Below are 15166 nucleotides of genomic sequence, written 5' to 3'. Positions count from 1 at the left end.
ACGTGCGAGCCGGCGAAAATTGAAATCGCCACGTCGCATGGGCGGTTGGGAGGTGCGACGTTTAAGATAAACCTCATGGTGATCCGCGGGGGCTTGGCGCCCGATCGCTCGTGTCGGGACGGACGACGTCCTTCCACGCCCACCTTGCCGAAAATCGATAAGGAGTTTGTAAGGGTCTCGACAGGGGTGTCCGCTAGCATGGTGGCAGACCCGACCAGCCACGGCCTGCATGCTCTCCCACGACGAACGTTCTTCTCGCCGCGAATTCGGCTGGTTCATGCTCATCGCCCTGGTGGTGCTGGCCGCCGGCATCGGCATGCGTGGCCCGTGGCCGCCCGACGAGCCCCGTTTCGCGCTGGTGGCCCGGCAGATGCTCGAATCCGGCCAGTGGCTGTTCCCCCACCGCGGCATGGAACTCTACGCCGACAAGCCGCCGGTGCTGATGTGGACCGAAGCCTTCTGGATGTGGCTCACCGGCGGCTGGCGCGGCGCGTTCCTGCTCACCTCGCTGTTCTCGGGCCTGGGCACGCTCGCGGTGCTGTGGTACCTCGGCCGCCGCCTGTGGGATGCCCGCACCGGCCTGTACGCCGCCGCCATCGTGCTGGCGTCGATGCAGTTCGTCGAAGTGGTCAAGCACGCGCAGATCGACCCGCTGAACCTGTTCTGGATCACCCTGGGCAACGCCGGCATCCTCGTCCATTGCCTGCGCGGGCCGAACTGGCGCATGTACTGGCTGGGCTGCTTCGCGGCCGGCCTGGGGGTGATCACCAAGGGCGTGGGCGTCATCGCCCTGCTGATGCTGCTGCCCTACGTGGGAATGCGCATGCGCCGCTGGCCGGGCGTCACGCTCACGCAGGGCGACGGCTGGCGCTGGGCCGGTGGTGCGCTGGCCTTCCTTCTCGCCATCGCGCTGTGGCTGGTGCCGATGCTGGCCACGGCCTACGGCAAGGGCACGCCGGAATACCTCGCCTACGTGCAGGACATCCTCTTCCACCAGACCGCCGATCGCTACGCGAACTCGTGGATGCACGAGGAGAAGCCCTGGTTCTTCCTTCTGGTGATCCTGCGCACGTGGATACCCACGTGGATCCTCGCCGTCTTCATCGTGCCGCGTTGGCGCGACGCCTGGCGCCTGCGCGATCCGCGCGTGTGGATGCCGCTGCTCTGGTTCGTACTGGTGCTGGTGTTCTTCTCCATTCCGCGCGGCAAGCGCGAGATCTACCTGGTGCCCGCGCTGCCGATGGTCGCGCTGGCGATGGCGCCCTACGTCGGCGAACTGCTGAAGACCCGCTGGCTGCAGCGGCTCGGGTTCTGGCTGGCGATCGCGTGTGCGGCGGTGTTCGGCGGGGCGGGGCTGTGGGCATGGAAGACCGCGCCGAAGATCGCGCGGCGCCTCGCCGAAGGGTATGAGTTGCCGGACCACGGCGCCGCGCTGTGGATCTGCGTGGCCCTGGTCGGTGCCGGTTTCCTCGTTTCGGCAGGGATCTTCCGGCCACGTCGTGGCGTAGCCGCGCTGCTGGGCGGCATCGCGCTGGGCTGGATCATCTGGCCGCTGGGCAGTTATCCCCTGCTCGACGGCAACCAGTCGACGAGCCAGCTGATGACCGAGGCCGACGAGGCCATCGGCCCGGACGGCCAACTGGGGCTGGTGTCCTGGCGCGAGGAAATCCTCCTGCAGGCACGCCGCCCGGTGGCCGAATTCGGTTTCGCGCGCGACGCTACCGAGCAGCTGCGCGACGCACGCGCATGGCAGGCGGCCGATCCCGCGCACCGCTGGATTCTCATCAACGACCAGGCGATCGACCGCTGCGTGATCGACGGGAAGGTGCGGCACCTGGGCAATGCCAATCGCATGAGCATGTCGTTGCTTCCCGGTGACGCCTTCCGTGCCGGTTGCGTGGATGCGCCAGTGTCGGCCCGTTCGACCGACTGATCGCGGGACGCCGGAAGGTCAGATACCGGCGTACCACTCGTAACCGCGGTCTTCCCAGTACCCGCCCTCGCCGCCGAAGAGCGCGGCGTAACTGTCGACCACTTCGATGCGCATGAGGTACTTGGCCTGCTTGTAGCCCAGTTGGCGTTCCACGCGCAGGCGCAAGGGCGCGCCGTGCGCGACGGGCAGGTCCTTGCCGTTCATGCCATAGGCAAGGATCGTCTGCGGATGGTAGGCGTCCACCAGGTCGATGCTTTCGTAGTAACGCCCGCTACCGTCGAGTGTCTTTTCCAGCTCGTCGGCGCAATGGAACACGACGAAGCGTGCGCCCGGCTTCAGGCCCGCGACGTCCAGCACGTGTTTCAGCGGGACACCTTGCCACTTTCCGATCGCGCTCCATCCCTCCACGCAATCGTGGCGGGTGATCTGCGTGCGCGAGGGAAAGCGCTTGAGTTCCGCCAGCGACAGCCGCTGCGGCCGTTGCACCAGCCCGTCGACCTGTAGCCGCCAGTCGGCGAAACCGTGTTCGAGGAGCTGGGCGTACTCGTCCGAGTCGGGCATCTGCGAGCCGTTCGCGCGAAACACCGGCGAGAGATCGGCCTCGGTGTATTCGGGAGCGAGCGCGTGCCGACCTTGCAGCAACCGTTGGGCGCCCAGGGTCAGCTTCTCGGTCTGACCCAGCACGGCGTCACCGCTTGCGCTCTCCGTGATGCGGTCGCAGCCGGCGAGGGCGAGGGCTCCTGTGCCCAGGGCGATGCCGCGGAGAAAACGTCGACGCGACGGATCGAGGCTCACGATTCGGTTCCTTCATCATCAATGGCGTAACGGCCGGTCACCATCGAACGCAGGTTGTTCCACACGCCCGATACCAGCACCATGACCACGTGGACCACCACGAACGCCACCAGCAGCGTCGCGGTGATGAAATGCAGCGACCGCGCGGACGGCCGTCCGCCGAACAGGCCGGGAAGAAACGGGAACGCGGCATCGAGTCCCGGTGACATGGTCAGGCCGGTCAGCACCATGAGTGGAATCAGCACGAAGATGACCGCCAGGTAGCTGATCTTCTGCAAGGCGTTGTAACGACGCGCTTCCGCGCCATGGGCGAAACGCAGGCGCGCATGGTCGCGTATCTCGCGCCACAGGTGGCGTGGGGCCAACTGATCGCGGTCGGGCAGGAGGTCGCGGCGAAAATGGCGGCGCAAGACGCCATGGACGAGATAGACCAGGCCGTTGGTCACCAGCAGCCAGGCGAAGAAGAAGTGCCAATGACGTCCCGCGCCGAGGTCGTGATACGACGGCACCGTAAGCCAGGTGGGAAAGGCGCGGGCGGTCGGGGTGCCGTCTTCGCCGGACACGCCGAGCACGCCGGTGGTCTCGATGCGCAGGCTGCCGAGCTGGAGATAACCGTGCAGCTCGTTCCCCGTACTCGTGCTGCCGATCGACAGGAACGCGTGGTCGGGGTCGGCGCCGAACTTGCCCCAGTACAGGCGAGGGTGGGCGTTGAAGATCTGCAGGCCGCTGAGCAGCAGGCACGACAGGCACAGCACGTTGAGCCAGTGGGTGATGCGCACCGTCAGCGAGTGCCGCCGCAGGTAGCGGCGTGTCGGTGGTGCCACGGCGTCGGTCGGGACGGAAGCGGACATGCGGCGGTCCTCCTGCACGGGCCAGCCGGACGGCCGGCCCGTGCGTTGGATGTTACATGGGGGGAACGACGCCGTTCTTGCCCACGACCACCTGGCCGGTGACCACGCTGCCGTCGGCGTTCTTGTCGGCCGAGATGAACACCACCGCGCCCGGCGTGAGGTCGGCCGGGGTGGCCGGCGCCAGCGTCACCACCGGCGTGCCGTTGGGCACCGAGATCTTCTTTTCCTTGCCCTGATAGGTCATCGTGACCGTGCTGCCGTCGACCGACTTCACCAGGTCGCCCACGGTCGCGTTGGTCATGGTGCTGTTGGGCTTGAGATCCCAACCGTAGCTGCCCTCGCCCAGGCCCTTGAGCTGCGGCGGCAGGATCAGCACCTCGAGCGCGCCGTCACCGCCTTCCGACTTCGGCAGCGAAGCGATGCCCACGTAGTCGCCGGTCTTGATGTCGCTGACTTGCGCCTTGGCCACGGCGGAAATCTTCCAGCCGTCCTTCAGCGTCACGGTGACGGGCTTGCCTTCACGCGACTGTACCTGGAGCTGATTACCCGAGAGCGAGGTGACGGTGCCGCGCACGCGCACCTTGTCGGCAGCGCCGGCGGCAGATGCCGTGGAAGCGCCGACGAGAAGCAGGGCGGTGGTGACGCAAAGGGCGAGAAACCTGGAACGGTGGATGTGCATGCGGATCTCCTTGGTGGGACGGCGGGGGAGCCGGCCCGACGGGTCTATCGGGGGAAGGTCGAAACACGTGCGGCGTATGGCCACGGACCGTATCTTCTACCGACTAGTAGGTAGAGTCAACAGGTCAGGCGCGGCTACCCTGGCGCATCGGAAGGCGCGCCTCGGGACGGTGACGGATAGGCCCCCGCCGGGCGGCGTTCGTACGGTTAGCGCTTGGGCGCCTCGGCCCGTGTACGCGCCAGCATGCGTTCGTACTTTTTCTTCGTGCGCGACGCATTGTGCGAACGGCTCATCGAGCAGTGCGGGATCAGGTTCTTCTCGCCGAAGCCATCGATCATGATCAGCCGCGGGCCGCCGCGCGAATCCTCGCCGTAGACCACGTTCCACGCGTGCAGGTCGGCCGCGATCACGTCGTGGGCCAGCAAGCGGGCGTAGAACTCCTCCAGCGCGGCCTGCGTGCGGTCGGTGAACCCCTCGGCCTGCACCCAGGCGTGCAGGGTGGGGGCGAGCCGTCCGTCTTGCGTGCGCACCTTTTCCACCACCTGTCCCAGGCCGATGTCGGTCATCTCGATGCCCACCACGCGGGCCAGCGGCGAGGTGGCGTAGTCGCCCTTGTGGATGCTGGTGACGTATTCACGGAATTCGCGCACGAAATCCTTATAGGGGCCGCTGCGGGCGAGGCGGCGAATCCAGGGGCCGTTGTCCCAGCGCTCGGCGATGGACGCGGTGGAAATGACCTTGATCAGCAGATCCGGATCGTCCGGGTGCTGGTAAACCTCGCGCACGTGTCCCGTGGCGATCGGTTCGGCCTGGGCCAGTCTGAACATCGTCGATCCTCGTGAGGCGCCCGAAAGGCTGCCGTAAGTTGCTGACAGGGCATGGAGTGTAGAGTCACGAGCCCGTACCATGGGATTTTTCCCAATCCGCGCGGTGGCCACCGCGCCCACCTGCCGGATTCGAGCCTTGCGCAAGCTTACATGGCGTTTCCTCGCCGCCGTCCTGGTTTTCCTCACGCTGTCACGCCTCGGCCTTTCGCTGTGGCAATGGTCGCGCGTCCACGATGCCGGCGGCCTCTGGCCGGTACTGTTCGGCGGCTGGCGCATCGATCTTTCGCTGGTGGCGATGGTGGTGGCCCTGCCGGCGCTGCTCTCGCCCTGGCTCGGCCATCGCGCGTGGCCCACGCGCATCGCCGCATGGTGGTACCGCGTGTGGTGGTTGCTGTTCGCGCTGTTGGAGGTGTCCACGCCCCAGTTCATCGTCGAATACGACACGCGCCCCAATCGCCTGTATTTCGAGTACCTCACCAGCCCGAACGAAGTGGCCGCCATGCTCTGGCACGGCTACAAGCTCTCGGTGGGCGCCGGTCTCGTGGCGCTCGTGCTGATCGGCTGGATCGGTTTCCGCCTGTTGCCCACGCGCTCGCCGGACCGTCGTCCCATGCGCTTCGTGTGGCGGCCGGTGGTTACCGCGCTCACCTTCGCCGTGCTGTTCCTGGCCGGCCGCGGCACCTTGCAGCACCGCCCGCTCAACGCGTCGCAGGTGGCCTTCACCAACGACGCGATGGTCAACACCCTGCCTCTGAACTCGCTCTATAACGTGCTCAACGCGGCCATTGCGCTGGGTAACGAGCGGTCGGCCTCGGCGGTGTACGGCAAGCTGGACGAGACCGAGATGAACGACATCGTGCGAGCGACGGCGGGCCTCGACGGCCAGCCGCTCGATCCGCGGTATCCGAGCCTGCACAGGCAGGAGGCCACCCGCCAGGGCGACAAGCCGCTCAATCTCGTGATCATCCTCGAGGAAAGCCTCGGCGCGCAGTTCGTCGGAAGCCTCGGCGGCGCGGGTTACACGCCCGAGCTGGACAAGCTCTCGCACGACGGCTGGTGGCTCACCCGCACCTACGCCACGGGCACGCGCTCGGCGCGCGGCCTGGAGGCGGTCACCACCGGCTTCCTGCCCACCCCCGCCGAAGCCGTGCTGAAGCTGCCGCGCAGCCAGCGCGATTTCTTCACGCTCGGCGCGTTGCTCGACACCTTCGGCTACCACACGCGCTTCCTCTACGGCGGCGAGGCGCATTTCGACAACATGCGTTCGTTCTTCTACGGCAATGGTTTCAACGAAGTGGTCGACAGCGCCAATTTCGAAACCAAGCCGGGCTTCGTGGGCTCGTGGGGCGCCTCCGACGAAGACATGTTCAAGGAACTGCACCAGCGGTTGCTCGACGACGGCGACAAGCCCACGTTGACCGTCGCCTTCTCGGTATCCAACCACACGCCGTGGGAATACCCCGCCGGTCGCATCCAGCCGCAGGGTGATCCGGCGAGCAACGCCAATGCCGTGCGCTACGCCGACTGGTCCATCGGCCGCTTCTTCGAGAAGGCGAAACAATCGCCGTACTGGAACCACACCGTGTTCCTCATCGTGGCCGACCACGATGCGCGCGTGTTCGGCGCGAGCCTGGTGCCGGTGCGACATTTCCACATTCCGGCGTTGATCCTCGGCGCGGGCGTGCCGGTGAAGAAAGACGACCACATCGTCAGCCAGGTCGACCTTGCGCCCACCTTGCTCTCGCTCATCGGCATCAGCAGCGAGCATCCGATGCTCGGCGCGGACCTCACCAAGCGCTATCCCGACCGCGCGATCATGCAGTACGGCGACAACTACGGCTATCTGAAGGACGACACGCTCGTCGTGCTGCGTCCCAACCAGCCGGCCACGCAGTATCGCTACGTCGTGGACGGCGAGAAGCTGGAGCCGGAGGCGGTCGACCCGCAGCTGGAAAAGACCGTGCTGGCGCATGCGCTGTGGCCGAGCTGGGCCTACGGCAAGCAGCGCTATCGGTTGGCGCCGAAGGAAACGGCCACCCGGTAAGGCCTTCGCAACCCCTTCGGTAGCGGACTGACTACCGAAGGGGTGGGAGCCGATCGTATCGGCGAAGGCAGGCCGGGCGGTATCTCCACCCATCAGTCACGGTTGACCCGTTCCGTGCACCCATGCTGTACTGCATGAACTAGTACACATGGTGCACCAAGATGGCCCGTACCCAGGCATTGCCCATCCAGATCGCCACGGGCGATTCCCGCCCCATCGGCCGGCAGATCGTCGACGCCGTACGCATGCGCATCGCCACCGGGGAGCTTCGCCCGGGGGCGCAACTGCCCAGCGTCCGGGGCCTGGCCCAGCAGCTCACCATCAACCCGAACACGGTCGCCAAGGCCTACGCCGAACTCACCGCCGAAGGCTGGCTGGAGTCGCGGCAGGGGCTGGGGCTCTACGTTGCCGAGCCGCGACAGAGATGGAGCGGCGTCGAGCGCGACCGGCGCATGGACGATGCCGTGCAGGCCTTCGTGCACGAAGTGGTGGCACTGGATTACCCGCCCGACCGGGCGCTCGGGCGCCTGGAAAAAGCGCTGGCGATCCTGGCGAAGAAAACGGCCTGAAAAAGGGGAAGGGGGAATTCGCATGAACGACGAACCGGTCATCCGCACCCGAGCGCTGTGCAAGCGTTACGGCCGCAAGGTGGCGATCGATCACCTCGATCTCGTCATCGAGCGCGGCAACATCCACGCCATCGTCGGCGCGAACGGCGCGGGCAAGTCCACGTTGTTTCGCATCCTCCTGGGCTTCATGCCGGCCACGTCGGGCGAGGCGTTCATCCTCGGCCGCGACTGCCGCTCGCTGACGCCCGCCGACCGCGAGCGCATCGGCTTCGTCAACGAGGAACACACCTTGCCGGGCTGGATGACGGTCGACGCGGTCACCGCCATGCAGCGGCGCCTGTACCGGCACTGGAGCCAGGATGCCTTCGACGAAACCATCGGACACTACAACGTGCTTGGCGGCCAGAAGGTTTCGCAGCTGTCGCGCGGCGAGCGTGCGGGGTTCAACCTCGCCTTGACGCTCGCGCAGCAGCCCGAACTGCTCGTATTCGACGAGCCCACGCTCGGCCTGGACGTGGTCGCCAAGCGCGCCTTCCTGGAAACGCTGCTCTACTCCAACGCCACGCGCGATTGCACGGTGGTGTACTGCTCGCACCAGATGGAGGAAATCGAGCGGGTGGCCGACAACCTCATCATCATGGAGCGTGGCGCACTGCGAAACATGTCGCCACCCGACGATTTCCGCGCCCGCGTGTCCTGCTGGGTGGCGGACATCCCCTTTCGCGGCCCCGATCCGCGGCTCGTGCCAGGCCTTCTCGAGGCGCAGCGCATCGATGGACTGCATCACTACCTCGTACTCGACCAGGGCGACGACTTCGCGGAATTCCTGCGCAGTTGCGGCGCGCGCGACGTGCATGCCATGCCGGTGAGCCTCGACCGCGCGGTCAACGGCTTTCTTGCCAAGCACCACGCGATGCCCACCGCGGCCTGAGGAGAAAGACATGCTCGACATCGCCCGTTCCGAATGGATGCGCTACCGCTGGTGGTTTCTCGCCTGTGCGCTCGCTCACGTCCTCGTCCTGGTGTTCTTCAACCGTCTCGTCGACCTGGGGCAGCAGCCACTCAACGTGTACCGCCTCTTCGCCGGCGTCTATGCGCTCGCGGGGCTGCTGCTGGGGCTGCACCAGATGGGCACCTGGCGCAGGCCCAACCAGTGGCTCAACCTCCTGCATCGCCCCTTGGCACCCAGGCGCATCGCGATCGCGCTGCTCGCGACGGCGGGTGCGGGGCTGGCCGTGTCCGTCGCCCTGCCGACGCTGGCGACCGTGGCCTGGCAGGCTTGGGGCACGGCACGCGTGGTCGATCCACGCCACGTGATGCTTCCCCTCGGCGGATGGCTGATTGCCCTATGCGGATACGCTGCGGGCGCGTACGGCATGCTGGCCAACCGGCGTTATGCGGCGAGCGCGCTGGTGCTGCTGTGCTGGGTCGGTGCGGCGCACGCCACGGGCATCGGTGCCATCGGTGTGCAACTGCTGGCTTGCGCGTGCGGCATCGCGATGGTGCTGGTCGCTTTCCGGCCGGATCTCGGCGCACCGCCGCGCGGCTTCCTTTCCACGGTGCTCGTGGCGTTGCCGGTGCAGGTCGGCGTCTATGTCGGCATCCTCGTGCTGGCGTTTCTCGCCGAACTGCTCTGGATCATGCTCGGCACGCATCCGGCGAACATGGTGACGCCGCCGCGCGGCGGATACACCGAAACCGAGCGCATGGCGCCGCGTGAGCGCATGCTGGCGGGGCTCGCGGGCGCCACCCTCGCCGACGCACCGTTGTGGCGCGAACAGGTCGCCTTGTCCGAGGTCCATGCGATGGGCCGCCTCTTCGTCGACCTGCCCGTGCGCGGGGCGATGAGCAACGGTGTCGATGCCGAATTCGACGACGCCGACGCACGCGTTCGCTGGACCTTCAGCCATGCCGCCATGCGCTACCAGGGAAGGAACATGGCCGACGGCCGCGCGGCGGGGACGCTCGGGATCGGCGCCGACGGCCAAGCGTTTGCCGCGATTCCCACGGTGACGGATCCGCTGCCGGGCATGGGGCATGGCGATATGACGATCGTCGCGGGGAACACGCTCTATCGTTACGTCGCGTCCGTGCGTCGCGTCGTGCCGCGCATCGCGCTACCCGAGGGCGAATACCTGCTCGGCATCACGTCCGTCGGCGGCAGCCTGGTGGCGCAGGGCGACAAGGCGGTCTACGTCTTCGACGGTCGCCACCTCGTCGACGGCGACGGCCTGCTCGCGCCTCGCCAGCGCATCGCGATACCCGGCGCGCCGGGCGACCTGACTCGCGCCGAGCTGGTGGAGGCGGTCGACGGTTACCTGCTCTCGTTCACGTTTACCTGGCACGCCTCCGACATGCGCGGTGTAGCGCCCTACCAGACGGTGCTGTGGGTCAGCGACGCGGGCAAGGTCGTTCCCGTCGCCACGCGCACGATGGGCTCGGACTATCCCTTGCTCCACCGGTACCGGAGCTGGTGGCCCTCTCCCGCGCTGTACGTCGTACGCGAGGTCGCCACGCATCTCTTCGCCCGTGCCGATCCGATCCAGCGTACCGATGCGCCGCCCGTTCCCGTGCAGGTACGGCTGTGGGCGGCGATGGGAATGCTGGCGAGCCTGGTGGCGGGCGCATGGATGGTGCGCAGGCGCCGCCTGTCCCTTCCCGCCGCCGTCGCCTGGACGGCGGCATGCGGACTGATCGGACCGCCCGCCGTCGTCAGCCTGGGGCTGATCGTGCCCGCCGCCGAGCGCGACACCGCAAGCGTCCCCGCCATCGCCTGATCGACCACCGGAGATACCCGTCATGATCACGTTCCGGCCCTGGCTGGGAGCGCTCTTCGCGCTCGTCTTCTCGATGCCGATCCTGGGTAACGATTTCCAGCACGACGTACGGATCGAAGCGGCCCGTGCGGTCGCGACGCGATTCCCTCGCGAGGCGTTTCTCCAGAAGCCGTCCATCGTCGCGACGGCGATGGCGCCCGATGGCGGGAGCGTGGCGTTCCTGCGCGGCGGCGACGATGCACGGAGCGTCTGGATCCTCGATGTCGCCACGGGCGGGGAGCGCATGCTGCTGGCGCATACCGAAGCCACACGGGTCGCGTGGACGCGCGACAGCCGGTGGTTGGTCGTCGCCTCGCCGGGCAGGCTGTCCGTCCTGTCGGCCATCGGCCGGGGCGCGCGAGTGCTCACGACGCTGAGTGGCCCGGAAGCGCGTGAATTCCTCGACCCCGATCCGTCCCGAGCGGCGGTCCTCGTGCGCGAGCGGACGCTCGATTCGCTGGGGCGTCCGGCGGGCTGGCGCCTGTCGCGAATCGACGTGAGTGGTGCGTCGACGGTGCTCGACGAAAGCCCGCAACGCATCACTGGTTACGCCTTCGCCGGCGAACGGCTCGCCTACGTGCAGCACATGCGCGATACGTCGATCGTCACCGTGCGTATCGACGCGTCGGGAAGGCGTACCGACGTCCTGCGTTGCGAGGTACTGCGTCGATGCACCTTGTGGCCCGTGGTGGGCGAGGGCGACCGGGTTTTCCTGCTCGGCGACGTGGGCGGCCATCTTCGCCGGTTGCAACGCCTGCGTGCCGACGGAACGCTCCAGGAGATCGCCGCCGATCCCGATGGCGAGGCCGACATCGACGACGTCTCGGCACGTCCGGAGGATGGGCTGCCCGCGATCCTCACCTTTCGCGGCGCCGTCGCCGGCAGCACGGCGCTGGACGACGTGACCGGCGAACGTTTGCGTTCGATCGAACGTCTTCTTCCGCGGCATGCGCTGTCCTTCGACACGGGCCGCTCGCATTGGCTCGTGGTAGAGCGAGGCGGCGCGATGCAAGGAACGCGCTATCACCTGTTCGACACGTCGACGGGACGCCTGACCGACATACTCGCGGATGCGCCGCGCCATGCCCGCGATGGCCGCCCGGGTCGGTGGCTTCCCGAAGACGCGATGGCACGGCAGCTTCCGTTCGAGTGGACGGCGTCGGACGGCATGCGCCTGTACGGCTTCGTCCGCATTCCGCCCGGTGAGGACGCGAGCCGTCTTCCGGTCGCCGTGCTGGTGCATGGCGGCCCATGGAACCATGTCGATCCCGACGAATTCGGCGCGGGCTATTCGGCGTTTCTCGCCAACCGTGGCTATGTCGTGTTCGAGCCCAACTTCCGGGGCTCCACGGGGTTCGGCAGGGACTACCTCCTGGCACCCCACGGTGATTTCGGCAACGGCCGCGTACAGCGTGACATCGAGGAAGGCGTGCACGCTCTCCTCGATGCGGGTGTAGGCGATGCCGATCGCGTCGCCATGGTGGGCGCCTCGTTCGGTGGATACGCGACGCTGCTGGCCTTGACCTGGCAATCGGACCTGTTCAAGGCGGGCGTCGCCTTCGTGCCACCGGCGGATTTCGCCTGGGACCTGACCTGGATCGGTCGCACCTCGGAAGCGAACCGGCTCTCGCGCGAATTGCCCTATGAACGCTGGATGGCGGCGATGTCGCTGGACCTCGCCGACCCGGCCGCCATGCGGCGGCTGCACGCGCAATCGCCGTTGTCGAACGCGTGGCGCATGAAGCGTCCGTTGCTCATGATCGCCGGCGGCCGCGACCAGCGCGTCGCATTGCGCGGGGTGCTGGGTTATGCGGCGAACCTGCATCGGCTCGGTCGCGAGGTGACGCTCGTGGTCGATCCCGACGCGGGGCACGTCAACGAGCGCGCCGTGGCGAGCGAGGTGGGGTTTTACCTGATGGCCGACATGTTGCACCGTCATATCGGCGGACTGGCCGACGATGCGCCGGATGCGGAGATGGCGGGTTACATCGAGAGCAACACGCTCTTGCGGCGAGCTATCGCGACGAAGTGACGTGCCCGTCCAGCGTCCGATGCACGATCTCCGCCAACGCCGCCTGCGAATAGGGCTTGGCCAGTCGCGGAATCTCCAGCTGCGTGCCCATGGGCAGTTCCGCATAGCCGGTCGCCATGATCACCGGTAGGGTCGGCCAGCGCTCCTGGAGGCGGAGCACCAGTTGCGCGCCCGTCATGCGCGGCATGGCGTGGTCGGTGATCACCAGGTCCACGGGCGTGCGTTCGAGTACGCGCAAGGCCTCTTCCGCCGACGATGTCGATAAGACGCGATAACCGAGATCTTCGAGCATCTCGACGGTGGTGGATCGCACGAGGTCGTCGTCGTCGACGCTGAGCACGGTGCGCAGGTTGCCGTCACCCGTCCGCAACACGGGTATCGCGTCGTCCAGCGTGCGCAGCGCGGATGCCGGGCCGTCGACGGCAGGCAGCCAGATTTCCGCCGTGGTGCCTTCCCCGGGCACGCTGTGCAACAGGAGCGCACCGCCCGACTGTTCGGCCAGGCCGTGCACCATCGACAGTCCGAGTCCCGTTCCCTTGCCGACCCCCTTGGTGGTGAAGAACGGTTCGGTCGCCCGCTTGAGCGTCGGCTCGTCCATGCCGCTGCCGGAGTCGGAGAGGGCCAGGCGCACGTAGTGGCCCGGGGCGAGTTGCGCCATGGCGTCCTGAAGCCATACCTCGTCGGTGGCGATCACCAGCCGGCCGGCGCCGTCCATCGCGTCGCGCGCGTTCACCGCCAGATTGAGCAGGGCGGTTTCGATCTGGTTCGCGTCCACCTCCACGGCCGGCAGATGCGGGCCGAAATGGGCCTCGACGGTCACCGTGGAGCCCAGCGATCGCTGCATCAGATCGGCCATGCCGTCGACCAGCATGCGCAGGTCGACGCGCTCGGTTTTCAGTTCCTGTCGCCGCGCGAAAGCCAGCATGCGACCGGTGAGCGAGCTGCCGCGTTCGGCGCCGGCGCGCGCGTTGTCGAGCAGGCGAAGGAGCAGGGGCTCTTGCGGCATGCGCTCGCGAAGCAATTCGAGGCTGCCCTGGACGGCCATCAGGAGGTTGTTGAAGTCGTGCGCGATGCCGCCCGTGAGGCTGCCGAGCGCTTCCATTTTCTGCACCTGCATCAGCGCCTGTTCCGCCTTGATGCGGGCGGTCTTCTCCACCGCTTCGGGCACCATGGCGGTGACGTCGCCACGCTCGTTCACCACCGGGCGAAGCGAAAAATCGAAAGCCCGTACGCCCGTGGGCAGGTTGAGGGTCATGCTGATGTTCTCGGTGGCCCCGCCAGCCACGCGGCGCACGGCCGTTTCCACGGTTTCGGGCATGCCGGGCGTATCGGTGAACCATGGCGTGAGCCAGAACGGCAGCCCGGCCACGTCCTCCAGCGTGACGCCGATGCCGGCCAGTGCCGTGCCGTTGATGTAGAGCAGCGTGCCGTCCGCCGACATCAGTCCCTGGTAGAGGTGCGAGGTTTCGAAGATGGTGCGGATGTTCGCTTCGCTGCGCTCCAGGGCGGCGGTGCGTTCGGCCACCTGGGCTTCCAGCTCCTCGCGGAATCGCCGCTCGCCGTCGCGCGTGACGGCTTCTGCGCGTGCACGCTCGATGTGCGCCCAGCAACGTTCGGAGACTTCGGCAAGCAGCGCGAGTTCGCGCGGCGTCCAGGATCGGGGCGACGCGTCATGGATGGCCATGAGCGCGGTGAGGCGGCCCTCCTTGATGAGGGGCACGCAAATCGTCGCGGCCAGCCCGATCGACAGAAACGTCGCGGCTTCGTCGGGGGACAGTTCGGCGGCATTGTCATGCAGCACGAGCGGCAGGCCGGCGTGCAGGTCGCGCACGGCGCGCTTGCCGAAAGCACTGAGCCGGTAATGGCCGACGATGCTCGTCGCGCCGGCTGTCGCCCAATCGCCACGAATGGTGAAACCGTCCTCGTCCGCATCCATGTCGGCATAGGCGCAGACCGATACGCCGAGATACTCGCCGAGCATGCGTGCGGTGATCGCCATGATCCGGTCGGCGTCGGTCGTTTCGGCCGTGCGCTTGCCCAGCTCGTCGAGGAAGCGCAGGCGCTCTTCGCTTTCGCGTACCCGTTGTTCCGCGCGGACGCGTTCGGTGGTTTCCACCACGATGGCGATCACGCCACCCGGCTGTCCGGTCTCGTCGAGCACCGGCGAGTAGTCGAGGTTCATCCACACCGGCTCGGGCTTGCCGTGCCGTTCGAGCGTGAGTTCCTGGTCGCGGTAGGCCAGCGTGCCGCCGGCCAGGCCGACCCGCATCACGTTGTCGTTGAAGTCGGCGATCTCCGCCCAGCCCTTGCGGACTTCCGAGCCCAGAAGGCGCGGATGTCGGCTGCCCGCGAAGACGGAATAGGCGTCGTTGTAGATCATGATGCCGCGCTCGCCCCACAGCAGCACGATCGGTACCGGCGAGAGCAGCAACAGGGCCGTGGCCGTGCGCAGGCTCTGCGGCCACTGTCCGATGTGGCCGAGCCCGGTGGTGCTCCAGTCGAAGGCGCGTATGAGCGCGCCGGTCTCGCCCCCGGCATCCAGCCAGGAAAGATCGCTATCCGGTCCCTGCTTGGGGGGCGACTCGCTCATCGACGACAACGTTCCATAGGCTTGTCGTAC

The 15166-nt window shown here is 67.4% G+C and carries 11 protein-coding genes; 6 read left to right on the top strand and 5 right to left on the bottom strand.

The window, feature by feature from the left end; all coding sequences use genetic code 11:
* Window positions 1-229 precede the first annotated feature (229 nt).
* Entirely contained in the window at window positions 230-1933 is a 1704-nt protein-coding gene (locus JNG39_RS11140) for an ArnT family glycosyltransferase (RefSeq protein ID WP_368311447.1), read from the top strand.
* 18 nt (window positions 1934-1951) lie between these two features.
* Here the strand turns inward: JNG39_RS11140 and JNG39_RS11135 are convergent, their stop codons facing one another.
* From JNG39_RS11135 to JNG39_RS11120, 4 genes are all read right to left on the bottom strand, one after another.
* Window positions 1952-2728 carry a molybdopterin-binding protein gene (locus tag JNG39_RS11135; protein WP_144911711.1) on the bottom strand — a complete coding sequence of 259 codons (777 nt, stop codon included), beginning with the start codon at window positions 2726-2728 and terminating at the stop codon, window positions 1952-1954.
* Entirely contained in the window at window positions 2725-3579 is an 855-nt protein-coding gene (locus tag JNG39_RS11130; RefSeq protein WP_368311446.1) for a cytochrome b/b6 domain-containing protein, read from the bottom strand. The genes JNG39_RS11135 and JNG39_RS11130 overlap by 4 nt, the downstream gene beginning before the upstream one ends.
* Before the next feature lie 52 nt (window positions 3580-3631).
* Entirely contained in the window at window positions 3632-4258 is a 627-nt protein-coding gene (locus JNG39_RS11125; protein WP_368311445.1) for a hypothetical protein, read from the bottom strand.
* A gap of 206 nt (window positions 4259-4464) precedes the next feature.
* The gene (locus JNG39_RS11120; protein WP_368311444.1) at window positions 4465-5085 is read right to left on the bottom strand and encodes a YrbL family protein; all 621 of its coding nucleotides are present in this window, start codon (window positions 5083-5085) and stop codon (window positions 4465-4467) included.
* Window positions 5086-5221: 136 nt separating this feature from the next.
* On the opposite strand from JNG39_RS11120, the gene JNG39_RS11115 reads away from it, so the two are divergent.
* The 5 genes from JNG39_RS11115 to JNG39_RS11095 all read left to right on the top strand — a co-directional run bounded on the left by JNG39_RS11115 (window position 5222) and on the right by JNG39_RS11095 (window position 12546).
* The gene (locus tag JNG39_RS11115) at window positions 5222-7129 is read left to right on the top strand and encodes an LTA synthase family protein (RefSeq protein WP_368311443.1); all 1908 of its coding nucleotides are present in this window, start codon (window positions 5222-5224) and stop codon (window positions 7127-7129) included.
* A 161-nt stretch (window positions 7130-7290) separates the two neighbouring features.
* Entirely contained in the window at window positions 7291-7698 is a 408-nt protein-coding gene (locus tag JNG39_RS11110) for a GntR family transcriptional regulator (protein WP_368311442.1), read from the top strand.
* A 22-nt stretch (window positions 7699-7720) separates the two neighbouring features.
* Window positions 7721-8629 (top strand): ABC transporter ATP-binding protein, encoded by a 909-nt coding sequence (locus JNG39_RS11105; protein WP_368311441.1) that lies wholly within the window; start codon window positions 7721-7723, stop codon window positions 8627-8629.
* Between the two features lie 10 nt (window positions 8630-8639).
* Window positions 8640-10475, top strand: coding sequence for a hypothetical protein (locus JNG39_RS11100; protein WP_368311440.1), 1836 nt, complete (start codon window positions 8640-8642; stop codon window positions 10473-10475).
* Window positions 10476-10497: 22 nt separating this feature from the next.
* Window positions 10498-12546: a prolyl oligopeptidase family serine peptidase gene (locus tag JNG39_RS11095; protein WP_368311439.1), complete on the top strand. Its 2049-nt coding sequence runs from the start codon at window positions 10498-10500 to the stop codon at window positions 12544-12546.
* On the opposite strand, the gene JNG39_RS11090 is transcribed toward JNG39_RS11095, so the two are convergent.
* Window positions 12530-15136, bottom strand: a complete 2607-nt coding sequence (locus JNG39_RS11090) for a response regulator (RefSeq protein WP_368311438.1) — start codon at window positions 15134-15136, stop codon at window positions 12530-12532. The two genes, JNG39_RS11095 and JNG39_RS11090, sit on opposite strands and share 17 nt — an antisense overlap.
* Between the last annotated feature and the right edge of the window lie 30 nt (window positions 15137-15166).

Source organism: Luteibacter sp. CQ10, from assembly GCF_040900725.1.
GTDB lineage: Bacteria > Pseudomonadota > Gammaproteobacteria > Xanthomonadales > Rhodanobacteraceae > Luteibacter.
This window is presented reverse-complemented; position numbering and strand designations above follow the sequence as displayed.

What these genes read in the sequence shown, in the direction of transcription:
- JNG39_RS11120 (WP_368311444.1), bottom strand. Translation starts at nt 5,085, where the DNA reads ATGTTCAGACTGGCCCAGGCCGAACCGATCGCCACGGGACACGTGCGC.
- JNG39_RS11105 (WP_368311441.1), top strand. Translation starts at nt 7,721, where the DNA reads ATGAACGACGAACCGGTCATCCGCACCCGAGCGCTGTGCAAGCGTTAC.
- JNG39_RS11110 (WP_368311442.1), top strand. Translation starts at nt 7,291, where the DNA reads ATGGCCCGTACCCAGGCATTGCCCATCCAGATCGCCACGGGCGATTCC.
- JNG39_RS11125 (WP_368311445.1), bottom strand. Translation starts at nt 4,258, where the DNA reads ATGCACATCCACCGTTCCAGGTTTCTCGCCCTTTGCGTCACCACCGCC.
- JNG39_RS11095 (WP_368311439.1), top strand. Translation starts at nt 10,498, where the DNA reads ATGATCACGTTCCGGCCCTGGCTGGGAGCGCTCTTCGCGCTCGTCTTC.
- JNG39_RS11130 (WP_368311446.1), bottom strand. Translation starts at nt 3,579, where the DNA reads ATGTCCGCTTCCGTCCCGACCGACGCCGTGGCACCACCGACACGCCGC.
- JNG39_RS11090 (WP_368311438.1), bottom strand. Translation starts at nt 15,136, where the DNA reads ATGAGCGAGTCGCCCCCCAAGCAGGGACCGGATAGCGATCTTTCCTGG.
- JNG39_RS11100 (WP_368311440.1), top strand. Translation starts at nt 8,640, where the DNA reads ATGCTCGACATCGCCCGTTCCGAATGGATGCGCTACCGCTGGTGGTTT.
- JNG39_RS11140 (WP_368311447.1), top strand. Translation starts at nt 230, where the DNA reads ATGCTCTCCCACGACGAACGTTCTTCTCGCCGCGAATTCGGCTGGTTC.